Source organism: Streptomyces ziwulingensis (genome assembly GCF_039542605.1).
GTDB classification, from domain to species: Bacteria; Actinomycetota; Actinomycetes; order Streptomycetales; family Streptomycetaceae; genus Streptomyces; species Streptomyces ziwulingensis.
This window is the reverse complement of the sequence record NZ_BAABIG010000005.1, coordinates 15780-36701: the sequence shown is the minus strand read 5'-3', so window position 1 is coordinate 36701 and position 20922 is coordinate 15780. Positions and strand designations below refer to the sequence as shown.

The window sequence follows — 20922 nt, the reverse complement described above, 5'->3', positions numbered from 1 at the left end:
CCGCCGAAAAGGGGTGCGAAGGGCAGCGAACCCCTGGCGGTGTGCCCGAGCGGCCAAAGGGAGCAGACTGTAAATCTGCCGGCTTAGCCTACCCAGGTTCGAACCCTGGCGCCGCCACATCGAAAGACCCCCTCCTTCGGGAGGGGGTCTTCCTTGTCTGTGGGACTAGCCCGTGGGGCCGCGGGTCCCGGCGTGGGCTGCGGCAGACTGGCCCCATGGAGTCCCGTCGCCGCAACTGCCCCGTGTGCCGCCGCGAGATCGCCGTCGTCGCCGGGCGGTACGCGCGGCACGATCCGCCCGGCGCCCGCACGAGCGCCGAACTCGTCTCCTGCCCCGGCTCGCGCCGGCCGGCCCAGATCGGGGCGGCCCAGCCCTCGCTGGACGGATACCTCGTCCCCGACTTCCCCGGGCAACTGCCGCTGTTCTGAGCGGAACCGCCGCCCGGGGCGGCCGCCTCAGTTGCCGGCCACCGACTTGACCGCCACCGACACCGGGGTCGGGCCGGTGATCAGTTCGAGGGTGAGGCCGGTCGTGGCCGGGGTGTCCACCAACTCCGCCAGCACGGCGGCCACGTCGTCGCGCGGGACCGGGCCGCGGCCCGTCCGCGCCTCCAGCCGGACCAGACCGGACCCGGCGTCGTCCGTGAGCGCCCCGGGACGCAGCACGGTCCAGTCCAGCGCGTCGAGCGAGCGCACATAGGCGTCCGCCTCGCCCTTGGCGCGCAGATAGGCGTCGAAGATCTCGTCGCCCCGGTGCTCGGGGTCCGCCGCCATCGACGACACGATCACGAAGCGCCGTACGCCCGCCCGGACCGCCGCGTCCGCGAACAGGACCGCCGCGGCCTTGTCCACCGTGTCCTTGCGGTCCACCCCGCTGCCCGGACCCGCGCCCGCCGCGAAGACCGCCGCGTCCGCGCCCCGGAGCGCTTCGGCGACCTCCTCCACGGAGGCCGACTCCAGGTCCAGGACGACCGGTTCGGCACCGGCCTCCCGGAGGTCGTCGGCCTGCCCGGCCTTGCGGATGATGCCCGCCACCTCGTCCCCACGCGCGGCGAGCAGACGCTCCAGCCGCAGCGCGATCTGACCATGACCACCAGCGATGACAATGCGCATGCCTTCGACCGTACGCCCCGGAGGCCGCCTCCGCCGCACGGCTCCCGCCAGGCACCTCCCGGGGCACGAACCCTCCCGGGGCACGAACCTTCCCGGCGGGGCGACAGGGAGGCCAGGGGCCTGACGAGGCGGCCAGGGGCCGCAGGGGGCCGCCGAGTGCCGTCAGGGAGCCGCAGAGGGCCGTCAGGGGACCTCGCCGCGCCCCTGCCGAGGAAGCCCCGGCTCCGACACCGCCGAGGAGCCGCCGGAGCCGCCGGAGTCGCCGTACTCCCGTACCGCGCTCGTACGGGCCACCACGCGCCCCCGGTGCACCACGACCCGGCTGTATGCCAGGGACAGCGCCCCCGAGAGCCGGTCTCCGCGCACCGCGAGCAGCTCGGCGGGGAAACCCGCCTCCACGCGTACCTCCGGCAGGCCCAGCGCGGCCCGTGCCGCCCCGCTCACCGCCTCGTACGCCTCCTCGGGCCGCAGTCCGTGCCGGGAGGCCAGCAGGTACGCCGCCTCCAACGGGTCACCGCGGCCCACCGGGTTGGCCACGTCCCGCAGCGCGCCGCTGCCGGCCGCCACCCGGACACCGGCCCGCCGGAGCAGCCGTACCGGAGCCGTGTCGCGGTCATCCACGCCGCCGCAGCCGCCCTGGGGCAGGCACACCACCGTCACCCCGGCCGCCGCGAGCTGGTCCGCGGTCCGGTGCGCCACCTCGGCGGGGAGCCGGTCCAGGCCGCCGCAGGGCCCCAGCACCACTCCCGGGCGCAGCCCGCCCGCCATCGCCGCCAGCCGCGCCAGCCGGGCGGGATCGGCGGCGTCCGTGTGCAGATCCACCGGGCGGCCGTGCTCCGCGGCCACCTCCAGCACCGCCTCCACGTACCCCGCCGGGTCGGGGTCGAGATCCGGACAGCCACCCACCACGTCCGCGCCCATCTTCACCGCGTCGCGCAGCACCGCCAGCCCCTCGGCCCCGGCCGTTCCCGTCAGCACGCGCGGCATCGCCACCGTCCTCAGCTCCACCAGGCCACGCAGCGACCGCCGGGCCCGCAGTACGGCGGTCAGCGCGCCGAGCCCCTGGACGCCCCCCACGCGTACGTGCGCCCGCAACGAGGTCGCCCCGTGCCCCAGTTGCAGCAGGGCCGCCTCCGTGGCCCTGAACTGGACGTCCCGGAGCGCGTAGGAGACAGGCCCGGCGGCATCGGCCGTCAGAGCGGTGTCGGAGTGGGCGTGGGGCTCGGCCGGGGCAGGCAGCAGGAGATGCCCGTCGAGCTCCACGCGTGCGCCCGCACCGGTGCCGGGCGGGCCGGCCGCCGCGAGGCTGCCCGCCGTGCCGACGGCCTCGATACGCCCGCCGCGCAGCAGCACGTCCACGGTCCTGCCGTCGCTCAGACGCGCCCCCGCCAACAGGAGCGAGCCGCGGTCGGCGGGGCCCGAGGGGGAGGACCAGGGGGACTGCGGCCGGCTGTCGGGCATCGTGCTCCTCTGGGCTCGGGGCCTGCGCAGTGGGGGCGCGAGATCACGCAGAGTGAGGCGAGCCTAGGACGGTGACCAGCGCACGGTGTGCAGGCGCGCAATAGTCGTACCGGGCGTGGTCCACCCGGCGGGAGACCCGGCCCGGACGACCCGGCGCGGAGCACCTGGCGAGCACCGCACGGGCGCTGCGCGAGCACCGTACGGGCGCTGCGCGAGCACCGTACGGGGGCCGGGCGGGCGCTGCGCGGGGGCCGGGCAGGCGTTGTCCGGACGCCCGGTGAACGCCGCTAGGACGGGCCGGGACAGGAGGCGCGAAACGGATTTGGGCGAACGGCGGCCGACCGTGTAATGTCTTCATCGCTCGCCCCAATAGCTCAGTCGGTAGAGCGTCTCCATGGTAAGGAGAAGGTCTGCGGTTCGATTCCGCATTGGGGCTCTGGTGTGAAAGGCCCCCGTCGCGAGACGGGGGAAGATCGCATCGCAGCGGTGTAGCTCAGTCGGTAGAGCAAGCGGCTCATAATCGCTGTGTCACCGGTTCAAGTCCGGTCACCGCTACTTTAAGTAGCCGATTTCGGGGTCGGTCCTTCGATCGGCTACTCTTCTATGCGTTAACCCAGTCCCATCCGTCCGTCAAGGAGCACTCACGTGGCTGCCACCGACGTCCGCCCGAAGATCACGCTGGCCTGCGTGGAGTGCAAGGAGCGGAACTACATCACCAAGAAGAACCGGCGTAACAACCCGGATCGAATGGAGATGAAGAAGCACTGCCCGCGTTGCAACGCGCACACCGCGCACCGCGAAACGCGCTAGAAACAGGCTCGTACACGAGGCCGTCCCCGAGTGATCGGGGGCGGCCTCGCGTCGTTGAACGACCCGATGCCGGACACCCGTACCGGTCAGCAGAGCAACCAGGAGGTGCCGAGCCGATGGCGCTCGACCAGTCCTTCGTGGGGCGGAACTACCCGCCCACCGCCCCGTACGAGGTCGGCCGGGAGAAGATCCGGGAGTTCGCGGAGGCCGTGGGCGACGCGAACCCCGCCTACGTCGACCGCGCGGCCGCGCGGAAGCTCGGCCACCCCGACGTGATCGCCCCGCCGACCTTCGTGTTCGCCATCACGTTCAAGGCGGCCGGCGAGGTCATCCACGACCCGGAGCTGGGGCTCGACTACAGCCGCGTCGTGCACGGCGACCAGAGGTTCGCCTACACACGGCCGGTGTGCGCCGGCGACCGGCTCACCGTCACCTCGACCATCGAGAACATCAAGTCCATGGCGGGCAACGACATCATCGACGTCCGCGGCGAGGTCCACGACGAGGCCGGCGACCACGTCGTGACCGCCTGGACCAAGCTCGTCTCGCGCGCCGCACAGGGGGCCTGACCATGGCGACGACCGTCAAGTACGACGAGGTCGAGGTCGGCACCGAGCTGCCGGCGCAGTCGTTCCCCGTGACGCGCGCCACGCTCGTGCGGTACGCGGGCGCCTCCGGCGACTTCAACCCGATCCACTGGAACGAGAAGTTCGCGGTCGAGGTCGGGCTGCCGGACGTGATCGCGCACGGCATGTTCACCATGGCCGAGGCCGTCCGCGTCGTCACCGACTGGACCGGAGACCCGGGCTCGGTCGTCGAGTACGGCGTGCGCTTCACCAAGCCGGTCGTCGTACCCGACGACGGCCGGGGCGCCGTCATCGAGGTCAGCGGCAAGGTCGCCGCCAAACTGGACGACCACACCGTCCGCGTCGACCTGACAGCTACCAGCGCCGGACAGAAAGTGCTCGGGATGTCCCGGGCGGTCGTGCGGCTGAGCTGAGGCCCGCCGACGCGGGACGCTGTGTCAGAGGCGCTCACCGCTGTGTAAGGGGCGCTCACCCATGGTGAACGCCCCTTACGTGACGCGGGCCCCCTACCGGCCCCAACGCGCCGCGCAGGCGCGGCGTTCCGCCCCCGGCCGCCCGTCCCGCCCCCACTTCCTGCCCCGACCCTGCACCCCCACCTGGGATCCCCACCTGGGATCCCCACCTGGGGCCCTCGCCTGGGACCCCCACCTGGGATCCCCACCTGGGGCCCTCACCTGGGACCTCCACCCTGCACCCACACTCTCCGCCCCCTCTTGCATAGTTAGTAATTGGGCACTAACTTTCTCGTATGGTCAGGATGAGCGCAGAAGAGAGGCGCGAGAGTGTCGTCCGTGCGGCGATGGCCGAGTTCGCCCGCGGGGGCTACTACGGCACGTCGACCGAGGCGATCGCCAAGCGGGTCGGCGTCTCGCAGCCGTACCTCTTCCGGCTCTTCCCGGGCAAGAAGGCGATCTTCCTCGCGGCGGCGCAGCGGTGTATCGAGGACACCATCCGTACGTTCGAGGAGGCCGCCGAAGGGCTGGAGGGCGAAGCGGCCCTGCACGCCATGGGGCAGGCGTACGCCGAGGTCATCGTGGAGCAGCCGGAGCGGGTGCTGATGCAGATGCAGATGTACATCACCGTGGGCGCCGCCGAGCAGGCCGGCGACAGCGAGTTCGGAGAAGTCGTACGGGCCGGCTGGACGCGGCTCTGGGACACCGTGCACCTGCTGCTCGGCGCGGACACCGGCAGGACGACCGGCTTCATGGCCCACGGGATGCTCATCAACTCCCTGGTGACCATGGGATTCCCGCCCGGCCACCGGGTGTGGGAGAGCGTGAACGGGCCGACGCGCCCCGGCGGGCGGATCGAGCCCTAGGGGGCAAGGGGGGCATCCTGCCTCTTCTCATGCCCGCGCAAGGTAGTGATCACTAGCTAACGAAACGACCAATGACATCAGCGACCACCTCTGGGGGAGTCATGTCACAGCAAGCCTCACCAAGCCGCGGGCGCGCGGCCTGGGCACTCGTCATCACCAGCGTGGCCGGATTCATGGCGGCCCTGGACAACCTCGTCGTCACCACCGCCCTGCCCTCCATCCGCGAGGACCTCGGCGGCGCGCTGCACGACCTGGAGTGGACGGTGAGCGCGTACACCCTCACCTTCGCCGTCCTGCTGATGTCCGGCGCGGCCCTCGGCGACCGCTTCGGCCGCCGCCGGCTCTTCCTCGTCGGCATCACCGTCTTCACCGTCGCGTCCGCCGCCGCGGCCCTGGCACCCGGGATCGACAGCCTCATCGCCGCCCGTGCCCTCCAGGGCGCCGGCGCGGCGGTCATGATGCCGTTGACGCTCACCCTGCTGACCGCTGCCGTGCCCGCCGCCAAGCGCGGGATGGCGTACGGCATCTGGGGTGCCGTCAACGGACTCGCGGTGGCCTCCGGGCCGCTCATCGGGGGCAGCCTGACCGAGCACATCTCCTGGCAGTGGATCTTCTGGCTCAACGTGCCCCTGGGCATCGCCCTGCTGCCGCTCGCCCGCCTGCGCCTCGCCGAGTCGCACGGGGCCGGCACCCGGCTCGACATCCCCGGCACCCTGCTCGCCAGCGGCGGCCTGTTCGGCATCGTCTACGGCCTGGTGCGCGGGCCCGCCGACGGCTGGACCGACTCCGTGGTCCTCCTGTCGCTGTTCGCCGGGACCTCGCTGCTCGCCGGCTTCGTCGGCTACAGCGCCCGCGCCGAGAACCCCATGCTCCCGATGCGCCTCTTCCGCTCCCGCGCCTTCTCCGGCATCAACGCGGCGAGCCTGCTGATGTTCCTCGGCATGTTCGGCTCGATCTTCCTGCTCAGCCAGTTCATGCAGGGCGTGCTCGGCTACTCGCCCACCGAGGCGGGCCTGCGCATGCTGCCCTGGACCGGAATGCCGATGCTCGTCGCCCCGGTGGCCGGCCTCCTCGCCGACCGGATCGGCGGCCGCCCGGTCGTCGCCACGGGCCTCTTCCTCCAGGCCGCCGGCCTCGGCTACCTCGCCTCCGTGGTCACCGCGGACGTCTCCTACGCCGCCCAGTTGCCCGGCCTGATCATCAGCGGCATCGGCATGGCCCTGTTCTTCGCCCCCGCCTCCCACCTGGTGATGTCCAGCGTCCAGACCCACGAACAGGGCATCGCCTCCGGCGCCAACAACGCGATGCGCGAGGTGGGCGGCGCGCTCGGCATCGCCGTCATGGGCTCGATATTCGCCGCCCAGGGCGGTTACCGGAGCGGCCAGAACTTCGTCGACGGCCTGCGCCCGGCCCTGGTGACAGGCAGCGCGGCGGTCGCCCTCGCCGCGGTCGCCGCACTCCTCATCCCCACCCGGCGGCACGCCACGCGACCCGGCGACCCGGCCGGCCCGGCCGAGCCGGCACCCGTCCTGGACCGGGTCGCCGGCTGACCCGGCCGACAGCACCGCGAGCCCGAGCCCGAGCCCGAGCCCGAGCCCGAGCCCGGGCTCGGCCGTCTCGTACTCTTGGCGGGTGCAGGAACTCCACGACGCTCCCCTCGCCCCGCTGACCACCTTCCGGCTGGGCGGCCCCGCGACCAGGCTGCTGACGGCCACCACCGACGCCGAGGTGATCGACGCCGTCCGCGAGGCCGACGACAGCGCGACGCCCCTCCTCCTGATCGGCGGCGGCTCCAACCTGGTCATCGGCGACAAGGGCTTCGACGGCACCGCGCTCGTCATCGCCACCAAGGGCTTCGCCCTCGACGGCACCCGCCTGGAACTGGCCGCCGGCGAGGTGTGGACGGACGTCGTCGCCCGCACGGTCGAGGCCGGGCTCGCCGGCGTCGAGTGCCTGGCCGGCATCCCCGGCTCGGCCGGCGCCACCCCCGTACAGAACGTCGGCGCGTACGGCCAGGAGGTCTCGTCCACGATCACCGAGGTCGTCGCCTACGACCGCACCACCCGCGAGACGGTCACCCTCACCAACGAGCAGTGCGCCTTCTCCTACCGCCACAGCCGCTTCAAGGCCGACCCCGCCCGCTACGTCGTCCTGCGCGTCCGCTTCGCCCTGGAGGACGCCGGCGGGCTCTCCGGTCCGGTCAAGTACGCCGAGACCGCCCGCGTCCTCGGTGTAGCACCCGGCGACCGCGTCCCCCTGGCCGCCGCCCGCGAGACCGTGCTGAAGCTCCGGGCCGGCAAGGGCATGGTCCTCGACCCCGAGGACCACGACACCTGGTCGGCGGGCTCCTTCTTCACCAACCCGATCCTCACCGACGAGGAGTTCGGAGCCTTCCGCGCGCGCGTGCGCGAACAGTGCGGCGACGGCGTCGAACCGCCCGCCTACCCGGCGGGAGCGGGCCGCACCAAGACCTCCGCCGCCTGGCTGATCGACCGCGCGGGCTTCACCAAGGGCTACGGCACCGGCCCCGCCCGCATCTCCACCAAGCACACCCTCGCCCTCACCAACCGGGGCACGGCGACCACCGAGGACCTCCTCGCCCTGGCCCGCGAGGTCGTCACCGGCGTCCGCGAGGTCTTCGGCGTCACCCTGGTCAACGAGCCGGTGACGGTCGGCGTCGACCTGTAGCGGGCGGGCCGGGGCCCCGCGCGCTGCTCAGGGGAGCGGGGCGGCGAGCCAGGCGTCGATGCCCGACAGCAGCTTCGCCTTCACGTCCCGCGGGGCCGCCGAACCGCGCACCGACTGCCGGGCCAGCTCGGCCAGCTCGGCGTCGGTGAAGCCGTGGTACCGGCGGGCGATCTCGTACTGGGCCGCCAGCCGGGAGCCGAACAGCAGCGGGTCGTCCGCGCCCAGCGCCATCGGCACCCCCGCCTCGAACAGCTTGCGCAACGGCACGTCCTGCGGCTTCTCGTACACCCCGAGGGCCACGTTCGACGCCGGGCAGACCTCGCAGGTGATCTGCCGGTCCGCCAGCCGCTTCAGCAGCCGCGGGTCCTCCGCGGCCCGCACACCGTGCCCGATCCGGTCGGCGTCCAGGTCGTCCAGGCAGTCGCGCACCGAGGCCGGGCCGGTCAGCTCGCCGCCGTGCGGCGCCGACAGCAGACCGCCCTCCCGGGCGATGGCGAACGCCCGGTCGAAGTCCCGGGCCATGCCACGCCGCTCGTCGTTCGAGAGCCCGAAGCCGACCACACCCCGGTCCGCGTAACGCACCGCCAGCCGGGCCAGCGTCCGCGCGTCCAGCGGATGCTTCATCCGGTTGGCGGCCACCAGCACCCGCATACCGATCCCGGTCTCCCGGACGGTCGTGTCCACCGCGTCCAGGATGATCTCCAGCGCCGGGATCAGCCCGCCCAGGCGCGGCGCGTACGAGGTCGGGTCGACCTGGATCTCCAGCCACCCCGAACCGTCCCGCACGTCCTCCTCGGCGGCCTCCCGGACCAGCCGCCGGATGTCGTCGGCATCCTGCAGACACGAACGGGCGGCGTCGTACAGCCGCTGGAAACGGAACCAGCCGCGCTCGTCGGTGGCCCGCAGCTTCGGCGACTCCCCGCCGGACATGGCCTCGGTCAGGACATCGGGCAGGCGGACGCCGTGCTTGTCGGCGAGCTCCAGCAGAGTGGCGGGCCGCATCGAACCGGTGAAGTGCAGGTGCAGATGGGCTTTCGGCAGTTCAGAGAGATCACGTACACGCTCCATCCCAAGATCCTGCCGTACGCCGCACCGCTCCCGGTAGCGCATTGCCCGTTCGTGGTCTTGCTCGCACAAACGAACACGGCCCTCCCCCGGACAGTCCGGGGGAGGGCCGTGAACCGGAGGGGCGGGTCAGTCCCGGGCCTCCGCCAGCAGCTTCTGGATGCGGCTCACGCCCTCGGCGAGGTCCTCGTCACCCAGCGCGTACGACAGCCGCAGGTACCCCGGGGTGCCGAACGCCTCACCCGGCACCACCGCGACCTCGGCCTCCTCCAGGATCAGCGCGGCCAGCTCGACCGAGCTGCGCGGGCGCTTGCCGCGGATCTCCTTGCCGAGCAGCGCCTTCACCGACGGGTAGGCGTAGAAGGCGCCCTCGGGCTCGGGGCAGACCACGCCGTCGATCTCGTTCAGCATCCGCACGATCGTCCGGCGGCGGCGGTCGAACGCCTCGCGCATCGTCGCCACGGCCGCCAGATCACCGGAGACGGCGGCGAGCGCGGCGACCTGGGCCACGTTCGAGACGTTGGAGGTGGCGTGCGACTGCAGGTTGGTCGCGGCCTTCACCACATCCTTCGGGCCGATGATCCACCCGACCCGCCAGCCGGTCATCGCGTACGTCTTGGCGACACCGTTGACCACGACGCACTTGTCGCGCAGCTCGGGCAGGACCGCGGGCAGCGAGACGGCGGAGGCGTCGCCGTAGACCAGGTGCTCGTAGATCTCGTCGGTCAGCACCCACAGGCCGTGCTCGACGGCCCAGCGGCCGATGGCCTCCGTCTCGGCCTCGGTGTAGACCGCGCCGGTCGGGTTCGACGGGGAGACGAAGAGGACGACCTTCGTCTTCTCCGTGCGGGCCGCCTCCAGTTGCTCCACGCTCACCCGGTAGCCGGTCGACTCGTCCGCGACGACGTCGACCGGCACCCCGCCGGCCAGCCGGATCGACTCGGGGTACGTCGTCCAGTACGGCGCCGGGACGATGACCTCGTCGCCCGGGTCGAGGATGGCGGCGAACGCCTCGTAGATCGCCTGCTTGCCGCCGTTGGTGACCAGGATCTGCGAGGCGTCGACCTCGTAACCGGAGTCGCGCAGCGTCTTCGCGGCGATGGCGGCCTTCAGCTCGGGCAGGCCGCCGGCCGGCGTGTACCGGTGGTACTTCGGGTTCTTGCAGGCCTCGATCGCCGCCTCGACGATGTAGTCCGGGGTCGGGAAGTCGGGTTCACCGGCGCCGAAGCCGATCACCGGCCTCCCGGCGGCCTTGAGGGCCTTGGCCTTGGCGTCCACGGCGAGGGTGGCGGACTCGGAGATCGCGCCGACTCGGGCGGAGACCCGGCGCTCGGTGGGAGGGGTTGCAGCGCTCATGAACCCATCGTTCCAGACCGGTAACCCGCCCGGCACACGGGTTTCACGGACTGAACAACTCCGTGCGCGAATTTGAACACCAGTCCCGAACCGCGTCCCGGCCTGGGCGATCTTCCCCGGCCCGCGACCACCGGTGTCCCGTACCGGCCTTTCTGTTCGACGCCCGGCCCCGGACCACGTACACTCTCACCTCGTCGGCCTCCAGCGGCCCGCGCACATCCGGTGCCCACCAAGCATCCGGACGGATGCGGTACGTTGGGGACACGCAAAGGGTCGTAGCTCAATTGGTAGAGCACTGGTCTCCAAAACCAGCGGTTGGGGGTTCAAGTCCCTCCGGCCCTGCTACACACTCCTCCGCCAGGATGTGTGCGCATGTACGTACAGCAATGCACCGCCGTGCGGCTCAGACCGGGCGCGGCACGGCCACGACCCGGAATCAGGTGAGGACGCGTGACGGACGCCGTGGGCTCCATCGACATGCCTGATGCCGAGGACGAGGCGCCGGACTCCAAGAAGAAGCAGCGCAAGGGCGGCAAGCGGGCCAAGAAGGGCCCGCTGAAGCGCCTCGCGCTCTTCTACCGCCAGATCGTCGCGGAGCTCCGCAAGGTCGTCTGGCCAAGCCGCAATCAGCTCACGACGTACACCACTGTGGTGATCATCTTCGTGGTCATCATGATCGGCCTGGTCACCGTGATTGACTACGGACTCGACCACGTCGCCAAGTACGTCTTCGGCTGACCCGCGAGCGAAGAGCGCCGAGGTACCCGGCGCTTTTTTCGCGTGTTCCACCCCTATGTATCCAGGAAGAAGCAGCCACCGTGTCTGACCCGAACGTGAACGACGCCCTAGAGCCGGTCGAGTCCGTCGAGGACGAGCTCGATGCCGTCGAGGGCGGCGCGGACGACGAGGACACCAGCGCCTCTCCCGAGGCCGAAGCTGCCGAGGCCGCCGCCGACGAGACCGCCGACGACGTCGAGGCCGAGTCCGACGCGGACGTCGAAGCCGCGGAGTCCGCCAAGTCCGTCGAAGCCGCGGAGTCCGGCGAAGCCGTCCAGGACGAGGAGGCCGCCGAATCCGGTGACGCCGCCGAGTCCGCCGCCGACGAGGCGCAGGACGAAGCCGAAGCCGAGGACGAGCCCTACATCGACCCGGTCGAGAAGCTCCGCCAGGAACTGCGCGCCCTGCCCGGCGAGTGGTACGTGATCCACACCTACGCGGGTTACGAGAACCGCGTGAAGACCAACCTGGAGCAGCGCGCCGTCTCGCTCAACGTCGAGGACTACATCTTCCAGGCCGAGGTGCCGCAGGAAGAGGTCGTCCAGATCAAGAACGGCGACCGCAAGACGATCCGGCAGAACAAGCTTCCCGGTTACGTCCTCGTCCGCATGGACCTGACCAACGAGTCCTGGGGTGTCGTCCGCAACACCCCCGGCGTCACCGGCTTCGTGGGCAACGCCTACGACCCGTACCCGCTGACGCTGGACGAGATCGTCAAGATGCTCGCCCCCGAGGCCGAGGAGAAGGCCGCCCGCGAGGCCGCCGAGGCCGAGGGCAAGCCGGTCCCGCAGCGCAAGGTCGAGGTCCAGGTGCTGGACTTCGAGGTCGGCGACTCGGTCACCGTCACCGACGGCCCCTTCGCCACGCTCCAGGCCACGATCAACGAGATCAACGCCGACTCGAAGAAGGTCAAGGGCCTCGTCGAGATCTTCGGCCGCGAGACCCCGGTCGAGCTGAGCTTCGACCAGATCCAGAAGAACTAGTCCGTCACAGGTTCCGCTGGACCACAGCGTCCGAGCAGGTCAGGCCCCCGCGTGAGCGGGCGTCTGACCTGCTCGGTTTTTGGCCGCGCATCTATACCCGCTATCGTTGTGCGGTATGCCTGAGTTCCGGTTCGCACCGGTACCCGGGCAGGACCCGAATCGAAAGGACCCGGAGAGCTATGCCTCCCAAGAAGAAGAAGGTCACGGGGCTCATCAAGCTCCAGATCCAGGCCGGTGCCGCGAACCCGGCCCCGCCGGTCGGCCCCGCGCTGGGTCAGCACGGCGTGAACATCATGGAGTTCTGCAAGGCGTACAACGCCGCGACCGAGTCGCAGCGTGGCTGGGTCATCCCGGTGGAGATCACGGTCTACGAGGACCGCTCCTTCACCTTCATCACCAAGACCCCGCCGGCCGCCAAGATGATCCTCAAGGCCGCGGGTGTGGAGAAGGGCTCCGGCGAGCCGCACAAGACCAAGGTCGCGAAGATCACGCGCGACCAGGTCCGTGAGATCGCCACGACCAAGATGGCCGACCTCAACGCCAACGACCTGGACGCCGCCGAGAAGATCATCGCCGGCACCGCCCGTTCCATGGGCGTCACGGTCGAGGGCTGACCTCCACCCCCGTAATCCAGCAGTAGTAGTGGCGGGGCCTGCTCGGCCCGGACCACGACTCCTCATCATCCACAGGAGCAGTAGTGAGCAAGCGCAGCAAGTCTCTCCGCGCTGCGGACGCCAAGATCGACCGGGACAAGCTCTACGCCCCGCTCGAGGCCGTCCGCCTCGCCAAGGAGACCTCCACCAGCAAGTTCGACGGCACCGTCGAGGTCGCCTTCCGCCTGGGTGTCGACCCGCGCAAGGCCGACCAGATGGTCCGTGGCACCGTGAACCTCCCGCACGGCACCGGCAAGACCGCCCGGGTCCTGGTCTTCGCGACCGGTGACCGTGCCGAGGCCGCGCGTGCCGCGGGCGCCGACATCGTCGGCGCCGACGAGCTGATCGACGAGGTGTCGAAGGGCCGTCTGGACTTCGACGCCGTCGTCGCCACCCCGGACCTCATGGGCAAGGTCGGCCGCCTCGGCCGCGTCCTCGGCCCGCGTGGTCTGATGCCGAACCCGAAGACCGGCACCGTGACCCCGGACGTGGTCAAGGCCGTGACCGAGATCAAGGGCGGCAAGATCGAGTTCCGCGTCGACAAGCACTCGAACCTGCACTTCATCATCGGCAAGACGTCGTTCGACGACACCAAGCTGGTGGAGAACTACGGCGCGGCGCTGGAGGAGATCCTCCGTCTGAAGCCGTCCGCCGCCAAGGGCCGCTACATCAAGAAGGCCGCGCTCAGCACCACGATGGGCCCCGGCATCCCGCTCGACTCCAACCGCACCCGCAACCTCCTCGTCGAGGAGGACCCGGCCGCGGTCTGAGCCTCGACGCTCGCCCAGCTCGGTCACGGGCCCCGCACCTGCGAAGGTGCGGGGCCCGTTCCCCTTTTCCGGTAGCGGCTTTCCCGGTACGGGCGCGGGGGCGCCGGGTTACCGTGCGGGCACGAGAGCCGGCCGGGAGGGGTGGGACATGAGGCGCAGGGTCCTTGGGGGCGTGTCGGTGGCCGTGGCGCTGGTGCTGTCCGCCACCGCCACCGCCTGCACCGATGCCGGGAGCACCGGCTCCGGCGCCGGTCCGGCGCCGGAGGTCCAGGCGCTGCGGGCGGTGGAGCGGGCCGTCGGGCGGGCGGGCTCGGCGCGGGTGGAGTCCACGACGGTGATCGGCGGCGAGCTGTCCATCGAGGCGGCCGGCGCCCTCGGCTGGCGCGACGGCGTCACCGGCACCCTGACCATCACCTACACCGGCGGCACCAGCGCCGAGACCCTGCGCGACCTCGGCACCACGTCCATGCAGGCCCGCTACCTGCCCGACGCCTACTACGCGCGGATGGGCGACGGCTTCGCCGACCGGGCCGGCGGCCGGCACTGGATCAAGTACGGCTACGCGGACCTGGAACGCCTCGACGGGGACGCGGGCGCCGGATTCGCCGACCAGATGCGCTCCAGCACCCCGCACCGGACCGTGCGGCGGCTGCTGCGGAGCGAGGACGTGCGCAAGGTCGGCGTGCGGACGCTCCGCGGGCGGCGCACGACGCACTGGTCCGGCACGGTGGACGGCCCCGGCACCCCGACCGTCGACATCTGGGTCGACGACCGCGATCTGCTGGTGAAGAAGGTGGAGAAGGGCGGTACGGCAGCGCAACCGCTCACCCAGACCGCCCACTACCGCGACTACGGCGTCCGCACCTCCGCCGAACGGCCCCCGGCCGACGACACCGCCGACTTCACGGAACTGCTGGGCGGGCCGGGCAGCGGTGGGTGAGCGGAGAGTGGAGCGGGGACAGAAGTTCGGACTCGAAACTTTTTGCTATACCCTCACGTTCTCGCTGTTGTCTGTGTAACAGCCATACGTCCCGTGGGGGGAACCTGTGAAGAAGTCCGCGTACAAGGCGGCCGGTGCCGGTGTGTCCGCTCTGCTGCTCGCCGCCGGAGCCGTGGGGTGTTCCGGGGGTGACTCCGGGCAGGAGTCGCCCGAGATGACGCCGGCCGCGGCCGTGGCCAAGGCGGCGAAGAGCTCCGAGGCACTCACCTCCCTGAGCTACCGCATGAAGGGCAGCGTCCCGGAGGAGGGCCGCGTCCAGGCCGAGGCGCAGTTGCAGCTCAAGCCCGAGGTGGCGATGAGCATGAAGATGAAGGCGCTGGACCAGGGCGCCGACGCGGCCGCGGAGATCCGGCTCGTCGACAAGGCCATGTACCTCGGCGGAGGAGCCGAGGCGGCCAAGGAGATGGACGGCAAGAGCTGGATGAAGTTCGACCTGGCCGCGATGGGCGGGGGCGAGGAGGTCAACCAGCTCGGCTCGACCTCCCAGGCCGACAAGAACCCGGCCGCCGAGTCCACCTTCCTCACCGGCGCCAAGGACGTGCGGAAGGTCGGCACCGAGACCGTCGACGGTGTGGAGACCACCCACTACAAGGGCACGGTCACCCTCGACCAGGTGCGCGCGTCCCTGAAGGGCGAGGACAAGGCGACGCGTGAGCAGCGCGAGAAGAGCGTCGCCCAGTACGAGAAGATGGGCATTGACAAGCTGGCGATGGACATGTGGGTCGACGGCGACGACCACGCCAAGCAGTTCCGTATGAAGGGCGACGCCGACAAGGGCAAGCTCGACCTCACCGTCACCTTCCTCGGCTACAACGAGCCCGTGCGGGTCACCGCGCCGCCGGCCAAGGACACGATGGACCTCGCCGAGATGATGGAAGAGGCCTCGCAGAGCTGAGGCGGCCCGCCGCCCCCGCGCCCCCGCGCTCCCCGAACGGGCGGATTTGCTTGCCGTCGTCCCGTTCCCGTACTCTCTGGAAGAAGCCAAAGACCGCTGGTCGTTGCCGTGTCCTCGGAAGAGGACGCGGTGGCCGAAGGATCCGCTGAACAGCGGACGACCCGCGCAGGTGTCAGTGGACAGGCTCCCGGATCTCCGGTCGAGCTACGCCCCGTGCGCCTGCGCCGGGGCGTTTCGTTTTCCCCAGTCCTCCTTCGGGTCCGCGCGGTCCGAATCACCCGGAAGGAGGCCGAAACTCTATGGCGAGGCCCGACAAGGCTGCTGCGGTTGCCGAGCTGACGGACCAGTTCCGCAACTCGAACGCCGCTGTGCTGACCGAGTACCGCGGTCTCACCGTGGCGCAGCTCAAGACGCTGCGCCGGTCGCTCGGTGAGAACGCCCAGTACGCCGTGGTGAAGAACACGCTGACCAAGATCGCGGCCAACGAGGCCGGGATCACGACGCTGGACGACCATTTCAATGGTCCGACGGCTGTCGCCTTCATCACCGGTGACCCGGTGGTGTCGGCGAAGGGTCTGCGCGACTTCGCCAAGGACAACCCCAACCTCGTCATCAAGGGCGGTGTCCTTGACGGCAAGGCGCTGACCGCCGACGAGATCAAGAAGCTCGCGGACCTCGAGTCCCGCGAGGTTCTGCTCGCCAAGCTGGCGGGCGCCTTCAAGGGCAAGCAGACGCAGACTGCGCAGCTCTTCCAGGCGCTTCCCTCGAAGCTCGTCCGCACCGTGGACGCGCTCCGTGCCAAGCAGGACGAGCAGGGCGGTGCCGAGTAATTCGGCTCGCTTTCCGGCCCTAGCCGCCTGAGGCGAAAGGCCACAGCGGGCCCGACGTACGCCCGCCTCACCCAGTACACCCGGCACCTGCCGAATTAGTGGAAGGACCGCCATCATGGCGAAGCTCAGCCAGGACGACCTGCTCGCCCAGTTCGAGGACATGACCCTCATCGAGCTCTCCGGGTTCGTGAAGGCGTTCGAGGAGAAGTTCGACGTCACCGCCGCCGCGGCCGTCGCCGCCGCGCCGGCCGGCCCGGCCGCCGTCGCCGACGCCCCGGAGGAGCAGGACGAGTTCGACGTCATCCTCACCGGTGCCGGCGAGAAGAAGATCCAGGTCATCAAGGTCGTGCGTGAGCTGACCTCGCTGGGTCTCAAGGAGGCCAAGGACCTCGTGGACGGCGCCCCGAAGCCCGTCCTCGAGAAGGTCGCCAAGGACGCCGCCGAGAAGGCCGCCGAGTCCCTCAAGGGCGCCGGCGCCTCCGTCGAGGTCAAGTAACACCCTCGCGCTCGCCGAACGGCCCGAAGAGGGCTGTAACGCCTGCGCACCGAAGAGCGATCATCCATCTGGGTGGTCGCTCTTCGGCGTTCCCGGGGGCCGGGCCACGGTTACCGGGCTGCCGTGAGGGGGCGGGGTATGGTGATCTTCGTCGTGTCTTCGAGCCCCGCGGTTCGGGCGAGGGGGGCCTTGACGAACCGCACGCAGCGCGCAATTCTCAGGACGCGTCGTCACAACGATCCGGGTTCCGAGGCATGGATCGGCGACGAAGAGGGCAGTATCACCGTGCGTTCAGGGCAGGTATGCCGCAGACGTTGAGAACAGTGAGGGTAGTGAGGCGCTCCGTAGAGCGGGACTGGACATCAGTGGGCCAAGTGGCTACACTGACCCTTTGCGCTGCCTGTTAGCTGCTCCCTGCCCGTCACCAGGGGCATGCCCTCACTTGAGCACCGATGATCGGACCGTCCCCGGGCTGGGACTCCTTTCTCTGTGCGTGAGAGAGGGACCGGTACGCGCGTAGTGAGTCCGAGCCCTCGGAAGGACCCCCTCTTGGCCGCCTCGCGCAACGCCTCGACCGCGAATACGAACAACGCCGCCAGCACTGCCCCGCTGCGCATCTCTTTTGCAAAGATCAAGGAGCCCCTCGAGGTTCCGAACCTTCTCGCGCTGCAAACCGAGAGCTTCGACTGGCTGCTCGGCAACGACGCGTGGAAGGCTCGCGTCGAGGAGGCCCTGGAGTCCGGTCAGGACGTCCCCACCAAGTCCGGTCTGGAGGAGATCTTCGAGGAGATCTCTCCGATCGAGGACTTCTCCGGGTCGATGTCGCTGACCTTCCGCGACCACCGTTTCGAGCCGCCGAAGAACTCCATCGACGAGTGCAAGGAGCGCGACTTCACGTTCGCCGCCCCGCTCTTCGTCACGGCCGAGTTCACCAACAACGAGACCGGCGAGATCAAGTCCCAGACGGTCTTCATGGGCGACTTCCCGCTCATGACCAACAAGGGCACCTTCGTCATCAACGGCACCGAGCGTGTCGTGGTGTCGCAGCTCGTCCGGTCCCCGGGCGTCTACTTCGACTCGTCCATCGACAAGACGTCCGACAAGGACATCTTCTCCGCCAAGATCATCCCCTCCCGGGGTGCCTGGCTGGAGATGGAGATCGACAAGCGCGACATGGTCGGTGTCCGCATCGACCGCAAGCGCAAGCAGTCCGTGACCGTCCTGCTCAAGGCGCTCGGCTGGACGACCGAGCGGATCCTCGAGGAGTTCGGCGAGTACGAGTCGATGCGCGCCACCCTGGAGAAGGACCACACCCAGGGCCAGGACGACGCGCTGCTCGACATCTACCGCAAGCTGCGTCCGGGCGAGCCGCCCACCCGTGAGGCCGCGCAGACGCTGCTCGAGAACCTCTACTTCAACCCCAAGCGCTACGACCTCGCCAAGGTCGGCCGCTACAAGGTCAACAAGAAGCTGGGTGCGGACGCTCCGCTGGACGCGGGCATCCTGACCGTCGAGGACGTCATCTCGACGATCAAGTACCTGGTGAAGCTGCACGCCGGTGAGACCGAGACGGGCGCCGACAACGGCCAGACGATCGTCGTCGAGACCGACGACATCGACCACTTCGGCAACCGTCGCCTGCGCAGCGTCGGCGAGCTCATCCAGAACCAGGTCCGTACCGGCCTGGCGCGGATGGAGCGAGTCGTCCGGGAGCGGATGACGACCCAGGACGTCGAGGCGATCACGCCGCAGACCCTGATCAACATCCGGCCGGTCGTCGCCTCCATCAAGGAGTTCTTCGGCACCAGCCAGCTCTCGCAGTTCATGGACCAGAACAACCCGCTGTCGGGTCTCACCCACAAGCGCCGCCTGTCGGCGCTCGGCCCGGGTGGTCTCTCCCGTGAGCGGGCCGGCTTCGAGGTCCGTGACGTGCACCCCTCGCACTACGGCCGCATGTGCCCGATCGAGACGCCCGAAGGCCCGAACATCGGTCTGATCGGCTCGCTCGCCTCCTACGGCCGGGTCAACGCGTTCGGCTTCGTCGAGACGCCGTACCGCAAGGTCGTCGAGGGCCAGGTCACCGACGACGTCGACTACCTGACCGCCGACGAGGAGGACCGCTTCGTCATCGCGCAGGCCAACGCCACGCTCAACGAGGACATGCGCTTCTCCGAGAACCGCGTGCTGGTCCGCCGCCGCGGCGGCGAGGTCGACTACGTCGCCGGTGACGACGTGGACTACATGGACGTCTCGCCGCGCCAGATGGTGTCGGTCGCGACCGCCATGATCCCGTTCCTGGAGCACGACGACGCCAACCGCGCCCTCATGGGCGCGAACATGATGCGCCAGGCCGTCCCGCTCATCAAGAGCGAGGCGCCGCTGGTCGGCACCGGCATGGAGTACCGCTCCGCGGTCGACGCCGGTGACGTGGTCCGGGCCGAGAAGGACGGTGTGGTCCAGGAGGTCTCCGCGGACTACATCACCACCACCAACGACGACGGCACGTACATCACGTACCGCCTGGCGAAGTTCTCGCGCTCCAACCAGGGCACCTCGGTCAACCAGAAGGTCATCGTCAACGAGGGCGACCGGATCATCACCGGCCAGGTCCTCGCCGACGGTCCCGCCACGCAGAACGGCGAGATGGCGCTCGGCAAGAACCTGCTGGTCGCGTTCATGCCGTGGGAGGGTCACAACTACGAGGACGCGATCATCCTGTCGCAGCGCCTCGTGCAGGACGACGTCCTCTCCTCGATCCACATCGAGGAGCACGAGGTCGACGCCCGTGACACCAAGCTCGGCCCGGAGGAGATCACCCGGGACATCCCGAACGTCTCCGAGGAGGTCCTCGCCGACCTCGACGAGCGCGGCATCATCCGCATCGGTGCCGAGGTCGTCGCCGGCGACATCCTCGTCGGCAAGGTCACGCCCAAGGGTGAGACCGAGCTGACGCCCGAGGAGCGCCTGCTGCGCGCGATCTTCGGTGAGAAGGCCCGCGAGGTCCGCGACACCTCGCTGAAGGTCCCGCACGGCGAGATCGGCAAGGTCATCGGCGTCCGCGTCTTCGACCGCGAGGAGGGCGACGAGCTGCCCCCCGGTGTCAACCAGCTCGTGCGCGTGTACGTGGCGCAGAAGCGCAAGATCACCGACGGTGACAAGCTCGCCGGCCGGCACGGCAACAAGGGCGTCATCTCCAAGATCAACCCGATCGAGGACATGCCGTTCCTGGAGGACGGCACGCCGGTCGACATCATCCTCAACCCGCTGGGTGTCCCGTCCCGAATGAACCCGGGACAGGTCCTGGAGATCCACCTCGGCTGGCTCGCCAGCCGCGGCTGGGACGTCTCCGGCCTCGCGGAGGACTGGGCCCAGCGCCTCCAGGTGATCGGCGCCGACAACGTCGAGCCCGGCACCAACGTCGCCACCCCCGTCTTCGACGGCGCGCGCGAGGACGAGCTGGCCGGTCTGCTCCAGCACACCATCCCCAACCGGGACGGCGAGCGCATGGTGCTCCCCACCGGCAAGGCGCGGATGTTCGACGGCCGCAGCGGTGAGCCGTTCCCGGAGCCGATCTCGGTCGGCTACATGTACATCCTGAAGCTCCACCACCTGGTCGACGACAAGCTGCACGCCCGGTCGACCGGTCCGTACTCGATGATCACCCAGCAGCCGCTGGGTGGTAAGGCCCAGTTCGGTGGCCAGCGCTTCGGTGAGATGGAGGTGTGGGCGCTGGAGGCTTATGGCGCCGCGTACGCCCTCCAGGAACTGCTGACCATCAAGTCCGACGACGTCACCGGCCGTGTGAAGGTCTACGAGGCCATCGTCAAGGGCGAGAACATTCCCGAGCCCGGCATCCCCGAGTCCTTCAAGGTGCTCATCAAGGAGATGCAGTCCCTGTGCCTCAACGTGGAGGTGCTGTCCTCGGACGGCATGTCCATCGAGATGCGCGACACCGACGAGGACGTCTTCCGCGCTGCGGAGGAGCTTGGCATCGACCTGTCCCGGCGTGAGCCGAGCAGCGTCGAAGAGGTCTGACGGGGATCCGGCCGGGCTCGTCATGAGCCCGGCCGGCCCCAGGACCCCCGTATCAGACCCCATGACTTACAACCCTGAGAGGGATT

Annotated in this window: 20 protein-coding genes and 4 tRNA genes; 20 read left to right on the top strand and 4 right to left on the bottom strand. The window is 70.1% G+C overall.

Translation table 11 applies throughout. The features are described from left to right. The first annotated feature begins 35 nt into the window (after window positions 1-35). Together ABEB00_RS02145 and ABEB00_RS02140 are read left to right on the top strand one after the other, a co-directional pair. Window positions 36-117 (top strand) — tRNA-Tyr (locus ABEB00_RS02145). Between the two features lie 98 nt (window positions 118-215). Beyond that, complete coding sequence (locus ABEB00_RS02140) at window positions 216-428, top strand: hypothetical protein (RefSeq protein WP_345617060.1); 213 nt, start codon at window positions 216-218, stop codon at window positions 426-428. Window positions 429-455: 27 nt separating this feature from the next. Here ABEB00_RS02140 and ABEB00_RS02135 read toward each other — a convergent pair whose 3' ends face one another. Next, window positions 456-1112 carry an NAD(P)H-binding protein gene (locus tag ABEB00_RS02135; protein ID WP_345617059.1) on the bottom strand — a complete coding sequence of 219 codons (657 nt, stop codon included), beginning with the start codon at window positions 1110-1112 and terminating at the stop codon, window positions 456-458. Between the two features lie 183 nt (window positions 1113-1295). Further along, the gene (locus ABEB00_RS02130; protein WP_345617058.1) at window positions 1296-2573 is read right to left on the bottom strand and encodes an amidohydrolase family protein; all 1278 of its coding nucleotides are present in this window, start codon (window positions 2571-2573) and stop codon (window positions 1296-1298) included. 363 nt (window positions 2574-2936) lie between these two features. On the opposite strand from ABEB00_RS02130, the gene ABEB00_RS02125 reads away from it, so the two are divergent. From ABEB00_RS02125 to ABEB00_RS02090, 8 genes are all read left to right on the top strand, one after another. Then, window positions 2937-3009, top strand: a tRNA-Thr gene (locus ABEB00_RS02125). A 46-nt stretch (window positions 3010-3055) separates the two neighbouring features. Continuing rightward, window positions 3056-3128: transfer RNA gene (locus tag ABEB00_RS02120), tRNA-Met, on the top strand. Between the two features lie 90 nt (window positions 3129-3218). Continuing rightward, the gene (rpmG, locus tag ABEB00_RS02115; protein WP_018834916.1) at window positions 3219-3383 is read left to right on the top strand and encodes a 50S ribosomal protein L33; all 165 of its coding nucleotides are present in this window, start codon (window positions 3219-3221) and stop codon (window positions 3381-3383) included. Window positions 3384-3499: 116 nt separating this feature from the next. After that, window positions 3500-3952 carry an FAS1-like dehydratase domain-containing protein gene (locus tag ABEB00_RS02110; protein ID WP_345617057.1) on the top strand — a complete coding sequence of 151 codons (453 nt, stop codon included), beginning with the start codon at window positions 3500-3502 and terminating at the stop codon, window positions 3950-3952. 2 nt (window positions 3953-3954) lie between these two features. Then, the gene (locus ABEB00_RS02105) at window positions 3955-4383 is read left to right on the top strand and encodes a MaoC family dehydratase (protein WP_345617056.1); all 429 of its coding nucleotides are present in this window, start codon (window positions 3955-3957) and stop codon (window positions 4381-4383) included. Between the two features lie 335 nt (window positions 4384-4718). Beyond that, window positions 4719-5288 (top strand): TetR/AcrR family transcriptional regulator, encoded by a 570-nt coding sequence (locus ABEB00_RS02100; RefSeq protein ID WP_345617055.1) that lies wholly within the window; start codon window positions 4719-4721, stop codon window positions 5286-5288. A 101-nt stretch (window positions 5289-5389) separates the two neighbouring features. Further along, window positions 5390-6838 carry a DHA2 family efflux MFS transporter permease subunit gene (locus ABEB00_RS02095; RefSeq protein WP_345617054.1) on the top strand — a complete coding sequence of 483 codons (1449 nt, stop codon included), beginning with the start codon at window positions 5390-5392 and terminating at the stop codon, window positions 6836-6838. A gap of 82 nt (window positions 6839-6920) precedes the next feature. Further along, the gene (locus ABEB00_RS02090) at window positions 6921-7976 is read left to right on the top strand and encodes a UDP-N-acetylmuramate dehydrogenase (protein ID WP_345617053.1); all 1056 of its coding nucleotides are present in this window, start codon (window positions 6921-6923) and stop codon (window positions 7974-7976) included. Between the two features lie 27 nt (window positions 7977-8003). Here ABEB00_RS02090 and ABEB00_RS02085 read toward each other — a convergent pair whose 3' ends face one another. After that, window positions 8004-9044: an adenosine deaminase gene (locus ABEB00_RS02085; protein ID WP_345617052.1), complete on the bottom strand. Its 1041-nt coding sequence runs from the start codon at window positions 9042-9044 to the stop codon at window positions 8004-8006. Between the two features lie 126 nt (window positions 9045-9170). Then, window positions 9171-10397 carry a pyridoxal phosphate-dependent aminotransferase gene (locus tag ABEB00_RS02080; RefSeq protein ID WP_345617051.1) on the bottom strand — a complete coding sequence of 409 codons (1227 nt, stop codon included), beginning with the start codon at window positions 10395-10397 and terminating at the stop codon, window positions 9171-9173. A gap of 269 nt (window positions 10398-10666) precedes the next feature. Here ABEB00_RS02080 and ABEB00_RS02075 point away from each other — a divergent pair. From ABEB00_RS02075 to rpoB, 10 genes are all read left to right on the top strand, one after another. Continuing rightward, window positions 10667-10739, top strand: a tRNA-Trp gene (locus ABEB00_RS02075). Between the two features lie 108 nt (window positions 10740-10847). Further along, window positions 10848-11135 carry a preprotein translocase subunit SecE gene (gene secE, locus ABEB00_RS02070; protein WP_345617050.1) on the top strand — a complete coding sequence of 96 codons (288 nt, stop codon included), beginning with the start codon at window positions 10848-10850 and terminating at the stop codon, window positions 11133-11135. 80 nt (window positions 11136-11215) lie between these two features. After that, window positions 11216-12157: a transcription termination/antitermination protein NusG gene (gene nusG, locus ABEB00_RS02065; RefSeq protein WP_345617049.1), complete on the top strand. Its 942-nt coding sequence runs from the start codon at window positions 11216-11218 to the stop codon at window positions 12155-12157. A gap of 179 nt (window positions 12158-12336) precedes the next feature. After that, window positions 12337-12771, top strand: a complete 435-nt coding sequence (rplK, locus tag ABEB00_RS02060; protein ID WP_018834878.1) for a 50S ribosomal protein L11 — start codon at window positions 12337-12339, stop codon at window positions 12769-12771. Between the two features lie 83 nt (window positions 12772-12854). Continuing rightward, entirely contained in the window at window positions 12855-13580 is a 726-nt protein-coding gene (gene rplA, locus ABEB00_RS02055) for a 50S ribosomal protein L1 (protein ID WP_345617047.1), read from the top strand. Between the two features lie 148 nt (window positions 13581-13728). Beyond that, the gene (locus tag ABEB00_RS02050; protein ID WP_345617046.1) at window positions 13729-14520 is read left to right on the top strand and encodes an SCO4651 family lipoprotein; all 792 of its coding nucleotides are present in this window, start codon (window positions 13729-13731) and stop codon (window positions 14518-14520) included. Window positions 14521-14626: 106 nt separating this feature from the next. Then, window positions 14627-15475, top strand: a complete 849-nt coding sequence (locus tag ABEB00_RS02045) for an SCO4651 family lipoprotein (protein WP_345617045.1) — start codon at window positions 14627-14629, stop codon at window positions 15473-15475. A 299-nt stretch (window positions 15476-15774) separates the two neighbouring features. Further along, entirely contained in the window at window positions 15775-16305 is a 531-nt protein-coding gene (rplJ, locus tag ABEB00_RS02040) for a 50S ribosomal protein L10 (protein WP_345617044.1), read from the top strand. A 115-nt stretch (window positions 16306-16420) separates the two neighbouring features. Beyond that, on the top strand, window positions 16421-16801 hold the full coding sequence (gene rplL / locus ABEB00_RS02035) for a 50S ribosomal protein L7/L12 (protein ID WP_345617043.1): 381 nt from the start codon (window positions 16421-16423) through the stop codon (window positions 16799-16801). 549 nt (window positions 16802-17350) lie between these two features. Continuing rightward, window positions 17351-20836, top strand: coding sequence for a DNA-directed RNA polymerase subunit beta (rpoB, locus tag ABEB00_RS02030; RefSeq protein ID WP_345617042.1), 3486 nt, complete (start codon window positions 17351-17353; stop codon window positions 20834-20836). Window positions 20837-20922 lie beyond the last annotated feature (86 nt).